The organism is Bradyrhizobium sp. SRS-191 (genome assembly GCF_024586915.1).
Classification (GTDB): domain Bacteria; phylum Pseudomonadota; class Alphaproteobacteria; order Rhizobiales; family Xanthobacteraceae; genus Bradyrhizobium.
The window spans coordinates 1-16652 of sequence record NZ_JANBVS010000004.1; the positions used below are offsets into that span (position 1 = coordinate 1).

14 protein-coding genes are annotated in these 16652 nt (G+C 66.1%); 8 read left to right on the plus strand and 6 right to left on the minus strand.

What is annotated here, in order from left to right:
- Positions 1-979: 979 nt before the first annotated feature.
- Together NLR35_RS08800 and NLR35_RS08805 are read right to left on the minus strand one after the other, a co-directional pair.
- Positions 980-3019, minus strand: a complete 2040-nt coding sequence (locus NLR35_RS08800; RefSeq protein WP_257166175.1) for a YgiQ family radical SAM protein — start codon at positions 3017-3019, stop codon at positions 980-982.
- Between the two features lie 129 nt (positions 3020-3148).
- Positions 3149-3859: a hypothetical protein gene (locus NLR35_RS08805; RefSeq protein WP_257166176.1), complete on the minus strand. Its 711-nt coding sequence runs from the start codon at positions 3857-3859 to the stop codon at positions 3149-3151.
- Positions 3860-3966: 107 nt separating this feature from the next.
- Between NLR35_RS08805 and NLR35_RS08810 the strand changes: the two genes are divergently transcribed.
- Positions 3967-4656 carry an HAD family phosphatase gene (locus tag NLR35_RS08810; RefSeq protein WP_257166177.1) on the plus strand — a complete coding sequence of 230 codons (690 nt, stop codon included), beginning with the start codon at positions 3967-3969 and terminating at the stop codon, positions 4654-4656.
- Between the two features lie 178 nt (positions 4657-4834).
- Positions 4835-6814: an SPFH domain-containing protein gene (locus NLR35_RS08815; RefSeq protein WP_257166178.1), complete on the plus strand. Its 1980-nt coding sequence runs from the start codon at positions 4835-4837 to the stop codon at positions 6812-6814.
- Positions 6815-6871: 57 nt separating this feature from the next.
- On the opposite strand, the gene NLR35_RS08820 is transcribed toward NLR35_RS08815, so the two are convergent.
- Positions 6872-7066, minus strand: a complete 195-nt coding sequence (locus NLR35_RS08820; RefSeq protein WP_257166179.1) for a hypothetical protein — start codon at positions 7064-7066, stop codon at positions 6872-6874.
- 426 nt (positions 7067-7492) lie between these two features.
- Between NLR35_RS08820 and NLR35_RS08825 the strand changes: the two genes are divergently transcribed.
- Complete coding sequence (locus NLR35_RS08825) at positions 7493-8323, plus strand: hypothetical protein (RefSeq protein ID WP_257166180.1); 831 nt, start codon at positions 7493-7495, stop codon at positions 8321-8323.
- 36 nt (positions 8324-8359) lie between these two features.
- Positions 8360-9190 carry a type 1 glutamine amidotransferase gene (locus NLR35_RS08830; protein ID WP_257166181.1) on the plus strand — a complete coding sequence of 277 codons (831 nt, stop codon included), beginning with the start codon at positions 8360-8362 and terminating at the stop codon, positions 9188-9190.
- 5 nt (positions 9191-9195) lie between these two features.
- Here the strand turns inward: NLR35_RS08830 and NLR35_RS08835 are convergent, their stop codons facing one another.
- Positions 9196-9906 carry an LrgB family protein gene (locus tag NLR35_RS08835; protein ID WP_257166182.1) on the minus strand — a complete coding sequence of 237 codons (711 nt, stop codon included), beginning with the start codon at positions 9904-9906 and terminating at the stop codon, positions 9196-9198.
- The gene (locus NLR35_RS08840) at positions 9881-10312 is read right to left on the minus strand and encodes a CidA/LrgA family protein (protein ID WP_374940801.1); all 432 of its coding nucleotides are present in this window, start codon (positions 10310-10312) and stop codon (positions 9881-9883) included. Before NLR35_RS08840 ends, NLR35_RS08835 begins: the two co-directional genes overlap by 26 nt.
- A gap of 97 nt (positions 10313-10409) precedes the next feature.
- On the opposite strand from NLR35_RS08840, the gene NLR35_RS08845 reads away from it, so the two are divergent.
- The 4 genes from NLR35_RS08845 to NLR35_RS08860 all read left to right on the plus strand — a co-directional run bounded on the left by NLR35_RS08845 (position 10410) and on the right by NLR35_RS08860 (position 15408).
- On the plus strand, positions 10410-11294 hold the full coding sequence (locus NLR35_RS08845) for a LysR family transcriptional regulator (protein ID WP_257166184.1): 885 nt from the start codon (positions 10410-10412) through the stop codon (positions 11292-11294).
- Positions 11295-11533: 239 nt separating this feature from the next.
- A complete protein-coding gene (locus tag NLR35_RS08850; RefSeq protein ID WP_257166185.1) occupies positions 11534-12361 on the plus strand; it encodes a class II glutamine amidotransferase in 828 nt (275 codons plus the stop codon).
- A 25-nt stretch (positions 12362-12386) separates the two neighbouring features.
- Complete coding sequence (locus NLR35_RS08855; RefSeq protein WP_257166186.1) at positions 12387-14156, plus strand: N-acetylglutaminylglutamine amidotransferase; 1770 nt, start codon at positions 12387-12389, stop codon at positions 14154-14156.
- Positions 14157-14175: 19 nt separating this feature from the next.
- The gene (locus NLR35_RS08860; RefSeq protein WP_257166187.1) at positions 14176-15408 is read left to right on the plus strand and encodes a carboxylate-amine ligase; all 1233 of its coding nucleotides are present in this window, start codon (positions 14176-14178) and stop codon (positions 15406-15408) included.
- A 7-nt stretch (positions 15409-15415) separates the two neighbouring features.
- On the opposite strand, the gene NLR35_RS08865 is transcribed toward NLR35_RS08860, so the two are convergent.
- Positions 15416-16618, minus strand: coding sequence for an amidohydrolase family protein (locus NLR35_RS08865; RefSeq protein WP_257166188.1), 1203 nt, complete (start codon positions 16616-16618; stop codon positions 15416-15418).
- Between the last annotated feature and the right edge of the window lie 34 nt (positions 16619-16652).

Genomic DNA, 16652 nt, shown 5'->3' on the forward strand with positions numbered 1-16652 from the left:
AAAACCAGCGCGCGGGGAAGGCCGGGTCGTCCGGCTGGACTCGTGGTACCTGCCGCCTGCATTTTTTTCGCAGGCGGGCCACGGGCCTCAGTCGAGGTCCGGTCTTCCCCGCGCCCTCTCATTGTCGAGGGCGATGTCGGCAGCATGACCTGGGCGCGATTGCGCCGCGGGGCTGCGGTGGGCTGTTTGAGGACATCGTGGAGAGGATGCGAAGCGGGGGCGCGTGTGCATGGTGCTCGTCGTGCTTGTGAGTTGGAACGGCGTCACAACAAACGCGGTGTCGTCCCGGCCTCGAGCCGGGACCCATAACCACCGGCGGCTATGTGGGGCAGGCAGGTGGCTCAGGATGTGCCTAACAGTTCTGCCTGTGGGTATGGATCCCGGATCTTCGCGCGCGACGCGCGCTCGTCCGGGATGACAGCGGAGGGTGAGGTGGGATGGCCGTGCAACAAACTCAGTGTCGTCCCGGCCTTGAGCCGGGACCCAAAGCCACCGGCGGGTGTGTGAGGCAGGAAGGCGGCCCAGGATGTGCCTAGCGGTTCTGCCTGTGGTTATGGATCCCGGATCTTCGCGCGCGATGCGCGCTCGTCCGGGACGACAGCGGAGGGTGAGGTGGGATGGCCGTGCAACAAACTCGGTGTCGTCCTGGCCTCGAGCCGGGACCAATAACCACCGGCGGCTATGTGGGGCAGGCAGGTGGCTCAGGATGTGCCTAACAGTTCAGCCTGTGGGTATGGATCCCGGATCTTCGCGCGCGACGCGCGCTCGTCCGGGATGACAGCGGAGGGTGAGGTGGGATGGCCGTGCAACAAACTCGGTGTCGTCCCGGCCTCGAGCCGGGACCCATAACCACCGTCGGATGTGTGAGGCACGCAGGTGGCTCAGAGTGTGCCCAACACATCTCCCTGTGGTTATGGGTCCCGGGTCAAGCCCGGGACGACAGCGGAGAACGAGGCGATTGCGTGCCAACGCTCACCAACTACTTCCTGATCTTCACGCCCTTGGTCGTGAACCGCTGCGCGCGCGGCTCGGGCCGCACAGGCCGCCGCGTCACGGCGGCCTTGCCGGTGCCGGGCGGTTGATGCGCGGGCACGAGCTGGTCCGGACGCGAGCCGATCAGATCGGCGCGGCCCATGGCGCGGAGCGCATCGCGCAGGACCGGCCAGTTGTCCGGGTCGTGATAGCGCAGGAACGCCTTGTGCAGCCGGCGCTGCTTCAGGCCCTTGATCGCTTCGACCTTGTCGCTGGCGCCGTGACGGACGCCGCGCAAGGGATTGACGCCGGTATGGTACATCGCTGTCGCGGTCGCCATCGGCGACGGCAGGAAGGTCTGGACTTGATCGGCGCGGTAGCGGTTCTTCTTCAGCCACAGCGCGAGGTTCATCATGTCCTCGTCACTGGTGCCCGGATGAGCCGCGATGAAATAGGGGATCAGATAGTACTTCTTCCCCGCCTGCGCGGCGGCGGCATCGAACATCTGCTTGAAGCGGTGATAGGTGCCGATGCCCGGCTTCATCATCTTGTCGAGCGGGCCGCGCTCGGTATGTTCCGGCGCGATCTTCAGGTAGCCGCCGACGTGATGCGTCACGAGCTCCTTGATGTAGGCCGGGCTCTCGACCGCGAGGTCGTAGCGCACGCCGGAGGCGACCATCACGCGCTTGACGCCCTTGACCTCGCGCACCTTGCGATAGAGCCGGATCAGATCGTCATGCGAGGTGTTGAGGTTCGGGCAGATCTCCGGGAACACGCAGGACGGCCTGCGGCACGCGGCCTCGACCTTGGGGTCCTTGCACGCCATGCGGTACATGTTGGCGGTCGGGCCGCCGATGTCGGAGATCACGCCGGTGAAGCCCGGTGTCTTGTCCCTGATGCGCTCGATCTCCTGCAGGATCGAGCCTTCCGAGCGGCTCTGGATGATGCGGCCCTCATGCTCGGTGATCGAGCAGAAGGTGCAGCCGCCGAAGCAGCCGCGCATGATCGTGACCGAGAACTTGATCATGTCCCAGGCCGGGATCTTGGCATCGCCGTAAGAGGGATGCGGCGCGCGGGCGTAGGGCAGGTCGTAGACGCTATCCATCTCCGCCATGGTCAGCGGGATCGGCGGCGGGTTGAGCCAGAGGTCGCGATCGCCGTGGCGCTGCACCAGGGGGCGCGCATTGCCGGGATTGCTCTCGCGATGGAGCACGCGGGAGGCGCGCGCATAGGCCTCCTTGTCGGCCTCGACCTGCTCGCAGGACGGCAGGCGGATGACGACGTCGCCCTTCTCGCGCGCCGCGCCTTCGTCCGCGGAGTCGAGATCGTCGGCGTGCAGTTCGACGTAGCCTTCGGGGACTTTCCGGAACAGCGCGGTGCCGCGCACCGCTTCGATGGTCTTCGGCGGCTCGCCGCCGGCGATGCGATGCGCGACCTCGATCACGGCGCGCTCGGCATTGCCGTAGATCAGGATGTCGGCCTTGGCGTCGGCCAGCACCGAGCGGCGCACCTTGTCCGACCAGTAATCATAATGCGCGATCCGGCGCAGCGAGGCCTCGATGCCGCCGAGCACGACCGGCACGTCCTTGAACGCCTCGCGGCAGCGCTGCGCATAGACCAGCGTGCAGCGGTCCGGCCGCTTGCCGCCTTCGCCGTTCGGCGTATAGGCGTCGTCGCTGCGGATGCGGCGGTCGGCGGTGTAGCGGTTGACCATGGAGTCCATGTTGCCGCCGGTGACGCCGAAGAACACGCGTGGGCGTCCCAGCGCCTTGAACGGCTCGGCCGAATGCCAGTCGGGCTGGGAGATGATGCCGACGCGAAAGCCCTGGGCCTCGAGCAGCCGGCCGATGATGGCCATGCCGAAGGAGGGATGGTCGACATAAGCGTCGCCGGTCACCAGCACGATGTCGCAGACATCCCAGCCGAGCGCGTCCATTTCCTTCCGGCTCATCGGCAGGAACGGCGCGGGCTTGAGGTCGGCGCGGTGGCGCGGCCAGGAACTCAAGGCAGGAGAACTCAACGGGGGAGCGGTGAGGGCGATGTTCATCGCCCACGCATAGAGAAACGGGGCTGTCAGTTCAACCGAGCCGCCTGTCGCAGCCCGCGGGGAGCGATCAAATTGTCCGGAATGGTTCCCGCGGGGTATCGCGGGACAACCCTGGCCGCGGCTTGGGCGTCAGTTCAGCCCGTGGGTCGCCTCGCTGCGCCGCTTCAGCCAGCCATGGCCGAAGAACGCCAGCAGCGCCGCGGCGGCGAGCATGATCCAGATCGACGGCGTCCTGGAGCGGGTGCTGCCGGCCTCGCCGACCGTCATCGGGCCCTGCGCCATGCCGGTGTCGCGCATCGAAACCAGCCGCATGTCGGCGCCGTCGGCGGTGCTGCCGCGCAGGCCGGCCAATGCGGGCTGCGGATCGGTCGACAGCATGCGCCCCATCTCCGCGCCGGCGGACGCGACCGAGCCGTCGTCGCCCTGCGGCGGGTCCATGGCGGCCTGTCCGGCATGGCTGCCGGCGGGCAGCTGCGCGAAGGAGTTCATGTTGGCCGGGCGATGCGGCTTGGCCGGATGCTGCGTCATGCGCGGCTCGGCCTTGTCCGCCTTGGATTCGGCCTTCGAGTCCGCCTTGGCCATCTTTTCCGGCATCGGGTTGTGCGGGACCGCCACGCGAACCTGAGGCCGGGCATAATTCGGCTGGGTGATCGCCAGCATGCGATTGGACCAGGACATGTAGGCCTTGCACATCGAGTTGCAGTATTGGCCGTTGACCATGTCCTCGCTCGCCTGCGCCGCACCGGGGGCCGCCAGCAGCATGGTGGACAGCAGCGCCGCGGCGGCGCCGAGCTTCACGATGGATCTCGAGTGGGACGTCGCTTGAAAATGGTCGATCATCGCAATTTCCCCCGTCGCGGTTTCACGCCGTTTCGGAGATAACGACAGCCCCTGTGGTCGAGAGTTGGATCAGATCGCGTCAACATCCGGATGAGTTTGAGGTCAATTTGCTGATGCGAGGCGTTCTTAACAGGCAGCCGGTGCTGCTGTTCGACATCGACGGCACCCTGGCGGATACGGATGCGCTGCATCTGGAGGCGTTCAACGCGGTGTTCGGTCCTTACGGTCACGTGTTCGACCGCGCGCGGGCGGCACGCGAACTGCTCGGACGCTCCAATGCCTCGATCGGCGCCCAATTTCTGCCGGATGAGCGGCCCGAGCGGCGCGCCGAAATCATGGCGGAGAAAGAGGACGTGTTCCGCAGCCTCGCCGCCGGCAAGGTGCAGCCGCTGCCCGGCCTGATGGCGCTGCTCGATCATGCGGAGGCCGCGGCGATCCCGGTGGTGGCGGTGACCAACGCGCCGCGCGCCAATGCCGAACTGATCCTGCACGGGCTCGGCATCATCGATCGCTTTCGTGCGGTGATCATCGGTGACGAGCTGCCGCACGGCAAGCCGCACCCGTTGCCTTATCTGGAAGGGCTGCGTGCGGCCGATGCGTTGCCGGACCGCGCGGTGGCGTTCGAGGATTCACGCGCCGGCATCACGGCTGCAACGGCCGCGGGGATCGTCACAGTGGGAATGCGCACCAATCTCGGTCATGACGATCTGATCGCCGCTGGAGCTGCGCTGACCGCGGCTGCGTTCGACGAACCCGACGTGCTGGCGCTGGTGCAGAAGCGTCTGGGAGGCGATTGAGTCGTCGCAGCGCGAGCCGGGTTCAAACCGAGGAGACGAAATATTTCGGCGACGGTGGTCTTTGAAAAATCCGCAAGAGGTCTAGGTTCTCGCGCGCCGACATCGATCGGCATGATCGCGCGCGGTGACAGCGCGGCGGCAGCAGCCGCCCCGGCCATGCGCGACTTGGAGACCCCTCATGGACATCACCACTGTGATCCAGCCGGCCCTCGCGGCCGGGGCGATCATTGCGTTGCTTGCACTGCTGAAGCTTTCCAACATCATCCGCTACATCCCCAACAACCAGGTCGGCATCGTCGAGAAACTCTGGAGCGTCAGAGGCTCAGTCGCCGACGGCTTCATCGCGCTGAACGGCGAAGCCGGCTTCGAGCCGGAGGTGCTGCGCGGCGGCCTGCACCTGTTCTTTCCCTTCATGTACCGCATCCACACCTCCGACCTGGTGACGGTCGGCCAGGGCAAGATCGCCTATGTCTTTGCCCGCGACGGCGCGCCGCTCGGCGCCTCGCAGGTGCTGGGCGCCAACGACAGCGACGACAGGAGCGACTTCCAGGACGCGCGCCGCTTTCTTTTGGCCGGCGGCCAGAAGGGTCCGCAGCGCAAGCTCCTGCGCGAGGGTACCTACGCGATCAACACCACGCAGTTCGCCATCATCACCGACGAGCGCGTCTACGGCCATGCGCTGAGCGATCAGGAGCGCATCGTGCTCGACGCGATGCAATTGACGATCGCCGAGCGCTGGGGCTTCACGCCCGTCATCCTGGCGGCCGATCATGATCTCGTCGGCATCGTCACCGTGCATGACGGCCCGTCGCTGCCTCCCGGCGAGATCATCGCGCCCGAGGTCGGCACCGAGCTGCGGGACGCCGCGACCTTTCACAACAACTTCCAGGAGCCCGAGAAATTCCTCGCCGCCGGCGGCCATCGCGGCCGCCAGCTCCAGGTCATCGTCGAGGGCACCTGGTACATCAACCGCCTGTTCGCGACCGTCGAGAACGTGCCGAAGACCATCATCCCCGTCGGCAATGTCGGCGTCGTCATCTTCTATACCGGTCCGCACATGGCGGACGTGTCCGGCGAGACCTATCGCCACGGCGAGCTCGTCAGCAATGGCGGCCGCGGCGTCTGGAAGGATCCGCTGCTGCCCGGCAAATACGCATTCAACACCTATGCCGGCAAGATCGAGATCATCCCGACCGTCAACTTCATCCTCAAATGGGTGCGTGGCGAGGTCGGCGCGATGAAGCTCGACGAGAACCTGTCGGAGATCTCGCTGATCACCAAGGACGCGTTCGAGCCGACCCTGCCGCTCTCGGTGGTGATGCACATCGACTACAAGAAGGCGCCGATGATCATCCAGCGCTTCGGCGACGTGAAGAAGCTGGTCGAGCAGACGCTCGACCCGATGGTGTCGGCGTTCTTCAAGAACGTCGCGCAGAAGATGACGCTGATCGAGCTGTTACAGAACCGCGCCGCGATCCAGGAGGAATCCGCGGCCGAGATGAAGGTGAAGTTCGAGGGCTATTCGCTCGAGCTGCAGGAGGTCTTGATCGGCACGCCGCGCGCGGCACCCGGCGATCAGACCATCGAGAACATCCTGATCCAGCTGCGCATGCGCCAGGTCGCGCGTGAGCAGGTCGAGACCTTCCAGGAGCAGGAGAAGGCCGCGATCCAGGAGCGCACGCTCAACGAGGCCAAGGCGACCGCGGCGGCGCAGGCCGCGCTGACGCAGTCGCTGATCCAGATCCGCGTCAACGAGAACGAAGGCGCCGCCGCGCTCGCCCGCGCGCAGAAGGATGCCGAGACCCGCAAGGTGACGGCGGCCGCCGTCGGCGAGCAGTCGCGGCTCGAAGGCCAGGGCGAGGCCGATCGCGCGCTCGCGGTCGGCGCTGCGAACGCGCAGGCGACCAAGCTCGCGGTCGATGCCTATGGCGGGCCGGAGTTCAGGCTGGCCGAGCAGAACTTCGCAAAATTCGCGGAAGCGCTGACCCGGATCAACCAGCCGCTGGTGCCTCAATTCCTGATGTCCGGCGGACCGGGGCCGGAGAGTGGCAATTCGGGCCTGATCCCGACGGCGATGCTGAGCTCGATGTTCGGTCGCATGATGCCGGAGGCGCTGGAGCAGCTGAAGCGCGAAGCTCCGCGAGCCGCGCGGCAGTAGGAGAAGCGAATGGGACGGCGAGCTGACATTTGGCTGACATGCGGCGACAGCTCGCCGTCACCGCGTCTGCGCGATGGTCACGACGAACGCGGCCGATGCGTCGGCCGCTCTGAGTTGAAGGTGAGAGTGATGCGCAAGATGTTGATTAATGCCGGCCCGTCGGAACAGCCGCTGCGCGTGATGCTGCCCGCCGATGATTGCGCATCGGCGGGCGATCAGCGCGGGCGCCGCGCGTGGGCGCTGGGTCGTCATCGGCCGGCACGGCCGTCTCGCGCAATGAAGGCTATCCTGAAAGGCCTCAGGGCGACGCTGCTGGCCCTGATGCCTGGGGATCTTCGCCGTCCTGCGAACGAGCCCCGTGGGGAGCTCCTGCCGTCGGCCGCGGCTCTGCCGGGGCTCTATCTCATTCGCGATTGCGGCCGCGCCCTCGATGTGGCGAATCCAGCGACACACGTCCCAGGGACCTTCGCGTACGAGGCGGTCACCCCACGTCATCACCTGCGCCAGATGCGCGGGAGACGCCGGCGCCCATGACCAGCGACGCGTGCACGCTCCGATCGCGATGGATTCTCGCGTCCATCGCACCTATGCTGGAGGCGGTCTCACGACGGCTCGCGCGCCATGCATCGGTCCGGGTTGAGCGGAGCATTGCGTGAGCTGTCGAGGTTCGTATTGGTAATGGTCTCATTCCGAATTACGCTGGCCTGTCTTGCCCTGCTGTTCGCCACCGCCGCCCTCGCCGCCGACAAGCCCGGTGAGACCAAGGGCTCGGTGCTGGAGCCCACGCCCGAGAACCTCAGCCTGACGTGGACGAAGGCCAACCTCGTGCTGCCCGCGGTGCTCGTGGGCGGGAAGCGCTGGGAGGGACACGCCGAGGACGCGCCCGACGTGATCGGCATCGCCCCACTGGTGGTCGTGATGCACGGCTCGAGCGGCGTGGCCCCGGCGATCAAGGAATTTCAGGTTTGGCTGGCCGACGAACTCGGCGTGGCGTCGGTCGCGCCCGATAGCCTCGCGATCCCTGACCGGCTGACCTATACCTCGCCGGTCGACGTGGCGACCTATGAGCGCGTCCATGCCTTGCGACTGGCCGAGTTGGAAAACGCGCTGAAGGCGTCGCGCGACTGGAGCTGGGTCGACCGCCAGCGTGTCGTGATCGCCGGCACCAGCGAGGGGTCGGTCGCGGTCGGCCGTTACGCGGGGAAGGACGCGGTCGCGCGGCTGATCTATTCCTGGTCCTGCGAGGACAATTATTTCGTCACCGCGCCGCGGCTCGGCATCGGTCCGAAGGAGCCGGTGCTCAACGTGATCTCGGCGCGGGATCCATACTTCTCGGCGGCCAATCCCTGGAATAAGGACCGCGCCGTGACCGGCTCCTGCGCGGCCGCCTTGAAGGATGATCCGAAGGCCGAGGTGATGGTGATCGATGCCGATGTGCACACGATCCTCAACCGTCCCGAGGTGCGGGAGCGCAGCGCGCAGTTCCTGCGCGGCGTTCTCGATCCGTAGGGCTGCGAGGTCCATGAAGATGCGGAGAATGGCGACGTGTTGAAGCTGCTCGTCCTGGAAGGCAACTCGCTCGCCGGCCGCCGCCGCTGGGCAGAGGTCGCGGGACATACGCCGTCGGAAAGCTATGCCGACGTGCTCCGTGCGCTCGCGCCGGGGGCGGTGGTCGATATCGCCACGCCCGCCGACGCGGATGCGCAGCTGCCGCAGCCCATTGACAGCTATCAGGGTATCGTCATCACCGGCTCTGCGCTCAACATCTATCAGCGTGAGCCGGAGTCGCTACGACAGATCGAGCTGGTGCGCGCGATCTTCACGCAGGGCGTGCCGATGTTCGGCTCGTGTTGGGGCCTGCAGCTCGCGACGGTGGCGGCGGGCGGCGAGGTGTCGCTCAATCCGGCCGGACGCGAGGTCGGCTTCGCCCGCAAGATCGCGCTGACCGAGGCGGGCCGCGCTCATCCGCTGCATGCGGGGCGAGGCGAGGTGTTCGATGCGCCGGCGATCCACAGCGATATCGTGACCACGCTGCCGCCGGACGCCACGGTCACGGCGCGCAATGCCTTCAGCGAGGTGCAGGCGGCGGAGATCCGCAGCGGTCGAGGCCGCTTCTGGGGCGTGCAATATCACCCGGAATTCAGCCTGCAGGACGTCGCCTGGGTGATCCTCCGCATCGGCGAACCGCTGGTCGAAGAGGGCTTCTTCGCTGACATGGCCGAGCTCGAACGCTACGCGGCCGAGCTGGCAGCGCTGCATCATGATCGCGCCCGGCGCGATCTGCTCTGGCGGCTCGGGCTCGATCAGGATGTCGCGGATGATGGGCTGCGCCAGGCGGAGATCAGCAACTGGATCGGCTCGCTCGCGCGGCGCTGAGACGACTACTTCATGAGCTGGATGATGAGCGGCGCCAGCGCGACGTTCATCAGCCCGACCAGCACCATGACGAGGCCGGCGATCGCGCCTTCCTCGCGCCCGATCTGGTGGGCCCGCGCGGTGCCGGCGCCATGCGCGCCGACGCCGAACAGCGCGCCCTTGGCCAGCGCCGAGCGCAGCGGCAGCCGCGCCAGCACGATATCGCCGACGGCCGCGCCGATGATGCCGGTGAGCACGACAAACACCGCCGTGAGGTCGGGACTGCCGCCGATCTCGCCGGATACCTCCATCGCGAACGGCGTGCTCATCGAGCGCGGCAGCAGGCTCAGCCGCAACTGGCCGTCGATGCCGAGCACATAGGCGAGGGCCCAGCTGGTGGCGACCGCTGTGAGGCTGCCTGCGATCATGCCGGCGAGCAGCAGCGGCCAGCGCCGGCGGATCAGTGCACGCTGCTCATAGATCGGCACCGCGAAGGCGACGGTGGCGGGGCCGAGCAGCGCCACCAGCCAATGCGTGCCGCGGATATAGTCGCGATAGGAGACGTTGAGCGCGAGCGCCGCAATCATCAACAGCGCAGGCGCGACTGCAAGCGGCATCAGCCACCAGCGCGGCCAGCGCCGGTGCACGCGCTTGGCCAGCAAATAAAGCAGGATCGTCGCCAGTGACCAGACCGCAGCCTGGACCAGCGGCTCACGCCACAGCGTTGCCAGCGTCATGACGTTCGGTCCAGCGATAGCAGAGGTCGACGGTCAGCGCGGTCACGCACATCACGGCGGTCGTGCTGACGATGATGACGGCAAAGATCTTCAGGCCCAGCAGGCCGAACAGCTCGCGATGGTCGAGCAGCGCCAGCACGGCCGGCACGAAGAACAGCAGCATCTCGGCCAACATCCAATTGGCGCCCCGCTTCATGTTGGCCACCTTCAGCCCGCCGGCCAGGAACAGCACGAGCGCCAGCGCCATGCCGATGATGCCGCCCGGCAGCGGCAGGCCGGTGGCCCGGGCCAGGGCCTCGCCCGCTGCCCAGAACAGGCCCAGCAGGCCGATCTGCGCCAGCCGGTTACGGCGGATGAGGCGTTGAAGAAGAATGGTGATGCTGCGGTGCGTCATGGTGAAATCCAACGGATCTTGCTGCAGCAGAAGATATGCCGCGATGCAGCATGTACAAAATGAATTGAATGAATGAATTTAAGTCCAAATCGGAATAGCGTGTCTCGTTATGGAACTCAAAGCCCTCAAAACCTTCGTCGAAGTCGTCCGCCAAGGTGGATTTTCCCAGGCCGCCAAGGTGGTGTTCGCCACGCAATCGACCGTCAGCAAGGCGATCAAGCAGCTGGAGGACGAGCTCGGCCTGCCGCTGCTGGACCGGCTCGGCCACAAGAGCCGCATGACCGCCGCCGGCGAGATCGTCTATCGCCGGGCCATCCGGCTGCTGGCCGAACGCGACGACCTGCAGGCGGAGCTCGCAGAGCTGCGCGGGCTCAAACGCGGCGTGCTGCGTCTTGGCCTGCCGCCGATCGGGTCGAGCACCCTGTTCGCCCCCTTGTTCGCGTTCTATCGCCAGCTCTATCCGGAGATCGAGATTCGGCTGGTCGAGCATGGCAGCGACCGGCTCAGCGAGATGCTCGCTGCCGGCGATATCGATTTTGCCGGGCTGCTGCCGCCGATCGCGGAGGAGTTCGCCGCCCAGATCGTGCGTCGTGAGCCGCTGATGGCGCTGATTGCCGTGGATCATCCGCTGGCCCAGCGCGAGACCATCTCGCTCGCCGAGTTACGCGACACGCCCTTCGTGCTGTTCGAGGCCGGCTTTGCGTTGAACCGCATCCTCCGCGAGGCCTGCCGCCGCAATGGCTTCGAGCCGGTGGTGGCGGCGCGCAGCACGCAGATCGACTTCATTGCCGAGCTCGCCGGTGCCGGCCTGGGCGTCGCCTTCCTGCCGCGCATGATCGCCACCCAGCGCACGCAGGTGCCGATCAGCCTCGTGCTGCTCGATGAGCCCGAGACCGAATGGACCTTGGCGATGGCGTGGCGGCGCGGGGCTTATCTCTCTCCGGCCGCGGCCGCATGGCTGAGGCTGGTGCGCGAGCGGGACGTGGCCAGTTGAGACGCCGCACGTCGTTACGACCCTGACGTCGTTGAGCGTCACGTCGCGCGGGTGTCGTATCTGCCGGGTCGGACACGGACTGATCAGTCGCCACATGGCGCGCATCGCATCGCGCGGTTCACACAACCGTCGACGACTCGCAGCGCGCGGAACTTGGTTGGCGGTCGCGCGTTCTTGCCTGCCTCACCAATGCGAAGCTGCGCACGCGCTCAATCATTCATCCGACCGGAGGGGCAAGCATGTGCCGCTGGATCGCCTATCGCGGAGAGACGACCGCTTTCGAGCACTATGTCACGGAGCCCGAGCATTCGCTGGTGACTCAAAGTATTCGTGCGCTCGAATCGACCGCCGGTACCAATGGCGACGGCTTCGGCCTCGGCTGGTACGGCGACCATCCCGAGCCGGGCCTGTATCGCGAGACGCGGCCGGCATGGTCGGATGAAAATCTGCGCTATCTCTGCAGACACCTACACTCGCATCTGTTCTTCGCCCATGTGCGTGCTGCGACCGGCACGGCCGTGACGCGGCAGAACTGCCATCCGTTCGCCTGCGGCCGCTGGCTGTTCATGCATAACGGGTTCGTCGGCAGTTGGAACAGGCTGCGGCGCAAGGTCGAAGCGCTGATCCCCGATACGCTGTATCCGTCGCGGCTCGGCACCACCGACTCGGAAGCCGTGTTCCTGGCGATTGTCGGCGCCGGAATCGATCAGGATCCCATCGGAGCGACGCGCAGGGTGCTTCGCTCACTCTGTGAACTCGTCAATGAAGACGGTCTGCGCGAGCATCTGCGTTTCACATCGGCGCTGTCGAACGGTCACGACCTCTATGCGTTTCGCTTCGCCGCCAATGACCGCGCCAACTCGCTCTACTACCGCGAGGACGGTGATCAAGTGATTGCCGTCTCCGAGCCTTACGACAAAGAGCCGGACTGGATCGAGGTGCCGCCCGATCACGTCCTGGTCGCGCGTGCGTCGCGACCGGCCGAAATCGTTCCGCTTTTTGCCGCAGGTGCTGCGGCGTTTGAGCCGGAACGTAAGCGATCACAGAGGGTTGTCGGAGGTACATAGAAGAACGGGAGCGTGTGGAACCGCGATGTGCGGCATTTGTGGTGAAATCAGACATTCCGGCCAGCCCGCGCTCGCGGCGCTCGGCCGGGTCAACGATGCCATGCAGGCGCGTGGTCCCGATGCCGCCGGCCTCTATGTGCAGGGCGGCATCGCGCTCGGCCATCGTCGGCTCAGCATTCTGGATCTCTCCTCGGCCGCGCAGCAGCCGATGATCGATGCGGCGCTCGGGCTCGGCATCGCATTCAATGGCTGCATCTATAATTTTCGCGAGCTGCGTGCCGAGTTGCAGGCGAAGGGCTATCGCTTCTTCTCCGATGGCGATACCGAGGTGATTCTCAAGGCCTACCACGCCTGGGGCAGATCGTGCGTGCAGCGCTTCAAGGGCATGTTTGCGTTCGCGCTGTGGGAGCGCGATAGCGGTCGCGTCGTGCTTGCTCGCGATCGGCTCGGCATCAAGCCACTCTACTACACGGAAGGCCCGGGCTTCTTCCGCTTCGCGTCATCGCTGCCGGCGTTGCTGGCTGGCGGCGACGTCGACACCTCGCTGGATCGAACGGCGCTGCATCACTACTTCAGCTTCCACGCCGCGGTGCCGGCGCCGCGGACGATTCTGAATGGCGTCAAGAAGCTCGAGCCAGCGACGCTGCTGACGATCGAGCCCGACGGCACCAGGCGCACTGAGCGCTACTGGCGGTTCCATGTTGGCGAGCAGCGTCCGACCGATCGCGCCATGAGCCACGAGGAATGGTCGGACGCCGTGCTGGACGCGATGACGGCGGCGGTCGATCGTCGCCGCGTCGCCGACGTACCTGTGGGTGTGTTGCTGTCGGGCGGTCTCGACTCGTCCTTGCTGGTGGCGCTGCTGTCAAAGCTGGGACATGAGGACATCCGCACCTTCTCGATCGGCTTCGACGCGGTCGGCGAGCACAGCGGCGACGAGTTCCGCTACTCGGACATCATCGCGCGCACCTTCGGCACCAATCACGAGCAGATCCGGATCGGTGGCGATCGCGCGCTCGAGGCCTTGCCGAAGGCAATTGCGGCGATGTCGGAGCCGATGGTCAGTCACGACACGGTCGCGTTCTATCTGCTGTCCTCGGAGGTCGCCAAGCGCGTCAAGGTGGTGCAGAGCGGGCAGGGCGCCGACGAGGTGTTCGGCGGCTATAGCTGGTATCCAGGCTTCCTCTCTGCCAACGATCCTGTCCAGCAATATCAGAACGCCTATTTCGACTGGAAGCATTCGGATCTCCAGCGTCTGCTGGCTCCGGATCTCCTCGGCGAGGATTCGAGCATCGATCTCGTCGAGCGCTTCTTCGCCGATCACGGCGGCGCTGCCGTGGACAAGGTGCTGCAGATCGACACCGAGATCATGATGGTCGACGATCCCGTGAAGCGGGTCGACAACATGACCATGGCGTTCGGCCTCGAAGCCCGCGTGCCGTTCCTCGATCACGAGGTGGTCGAGCTCGCCGCGCGCATCCCGGCCGAGCTGAAGGTGAAGAACGGCGGCAAGCACATCCTGAAGGAGGCAGCCCGCCGCTGCGTGCCGGCGGAAGTGATCGATCGTCCCAAGGGATATTTCCCGGTGCCGTCGCTGCGCTATCTGCGCGGACCGTTTCTCGACTACGTCCGCGACGTGCTCGGCGATGAGAAGGCGCGGACGCGCGGACTCTACCAACGCGACTTCATCGACCACATGCTGCAGAACCCCGAAGCCGAGATGAGCCCCAAGGGGCACTCGCGGCTTTGGCAGGCGGCTCTGCTGGAAGCCTGGCTGCAGACGCACGGCATTTGATTTCAACAGGATTGATCACATGGGATTGGATCCGAAAATTCTTGAACGGCTCAGGCTTGGCTTGAGCGACGACGAGCGCCGGCTGGTCATTCGCTCGGCCACCGGGAGCGAAGACGTTACCGAATATTCGTTCGGCATCGAGGAGGAATACTTCCTAGTCGACGCGCGGACGCTCGATGTCACCATTCGCACGCCCGATGATCTGTTCGAGGCGGCGAACTGGTCGACCGGCGGGCAGGCGATGCGCGAAATGCTGCAGTCGCAGCTCGAGGTCGCCACCAACGTTCATGTCGACGTCGGCGATGCGCGCGAGGAGCTGAAGTTTCTCAGGCGTGAGGTCGCCAATGTCGCCGCTCAATATGGCTTGACGATCCTGGCGTGCTCGACCCATCCGACCGCGACGTGGCGCAGCTCGCAGCCGAGTCCCAAGCCGCGCTACGCCGAGATGATGGAGGACCTGCGCATCGTCGGCCAGCGCAACATGCTGTGCGGCATGCATGTGCACGTTCAATTGCCGGACCCGGAGCGCCGCTTCGCGGTGATGCGCGCGATGATCCCCTACATCCCCGTGTTCATCGCGCTGTCGGCGTCGTCACCGTTCTGGAATTCGCGTGAAACCGGGCTGAAGGGCTACCGTCTCGCCGCCTATGACGAGCTCCCGCGCACCGGCTTGCCGGAGCTGTTCACCAGCAAGCGCGATTATGATCGCTACGTCTCAGCGCTCACGAGGTCCGGCGTGATGCCTGATGAGAGCCACGTCTGGTGGGCGATGCGGCCGTCATTGCGCCATCCGACCTTGGAGCTGCGGGCGCCTGACGTCTGCACGTCAGTGGACGACGCCGTCGCTGTCGCCTCGCTGTATCGCGCGCTCGCGCGCTATCTCGATCTCAATCCCGAACGCGCAGAAGATGTCGGCAATGTCGAGCGTGCGATCGCCGTGGAGAACAAATGGCGGGCGCAGCGCTATGGCTCCGACTGCCTGTTCGTCACCGAGGACGGCCCGGTGACCGGCCAGGAAATCCTGAACCGGATGATCGCCGATATCGCTGAACATGCCGAGGCGCTCGGGTGCCTTGCCGAGGTCGAGCGCTGCCGCACCATCATGCAGTTCGGCAGCTCGGCGGATTATCAGCTGCAGGCCTATCGCGAGTCCGGCGGGCAGTTGTCTGCCGTGGTCCAGTGGATCGCCGCTGCGACGGTGTCGCGTGCCGAGCCGCCGCGCTCGCAGGCACCGGTCGAGCCGGCGCAGTAGCGCCGGTCTAGCTTGACCTGACGACTTGGCCGTCGCGCGCGACGAGGCGGCCGCCCTTGTACACGGAGCGCCCCTTGGGGACCGCCACCACCGCCTCCGGAACGTGCTCCGCGTTCAAGGTGACGAAATCAGCGCGCGCGCCGACGCGCAGGCCGTAATCCTCCAGCCGGAGCGCCTTTGCGCCGGCCTCCGTGACGAGGTCGAAGGCGACCCGCAACTCGTCGTCGACATAGAAGCCGGAGCGGTAGCCGACCATCATGGCGCGATTCAGCAGGTCGCCGTCGCCATAGGGCCACCAGGAATCGCGGATGTTGTCGTTGCCGCTGAACACGGTCACGCCTGCCGCGCGCAATAGCGCCACCGGTGGGAAGGGCCGTGCACCCGGCGCGTTGGTCATGATGGCCACTCCCGAGGTGGCCAGCACGTCGGCGATCTTCTTGAGGGCATCCATCGGGAGATCGCCCAGCCCATAGGCATGGCTGACCGCGACATGCCCTTGCATGCCGAGCGCGCGCGTGCGCGCGGCGATCTGCTCCAGCTCGAACAGTCCGAGCATGCCTGCGTCATGCAGGTGAATGTCGACGTCGACGCCGTGCTTCTGCGCGACCCCAAAGACGACATCGAGATGCTTCTCGACGTCGCGGTCGAAGCTCGCCGGATCGAGCCCGCCGACCAGGTTCGCGCCGAGCTTGATGGCTTCGTCGAGCAGCTCGGGCGTGTCGGGGCTCTTGAGAATGCCGCTCTGGGGGAAGGCGACGAGCTGAATTTCGATCAGCTCGCGATACTCCTCCCGCACGCGCAGGATCGTTTCCAGCGATTTCAGGCCGACCGAGCCGTCGACCATCACATGGCTGCGCATCCGCGTGGTGCCGTGGCTGATGCAGAGGTCGAGCTGGTTGCGGGCGCGCACGTCCATCGGCGCCGCCGCGGCCATGTTCTGAGCCTGGAAGGCGACGCGCTCATGCACGTCGAAGCCGTTCGTGCAGGGCTTGTGCGGCTTCCAGGCGTCGCCATAGAAGCTGGTGTCGAGATGGATATGCCCCTCGACGAAGCCAGGCACGACGAGCGCTCCGCCGAGATCGATCACCTCGCGCGCCTCCGGCCGGTCGGTCTCCGCGAGCAGACCGCTGATGCGACCGTTGTCGACGGTGATTGCGTGGCGCGCGCCACGGTCGAGCCGCGCATTGATGAACAGCTTGTCGACGGCCATGCTCAGATTGCTCCCATCCTCATCTCGGCATCGG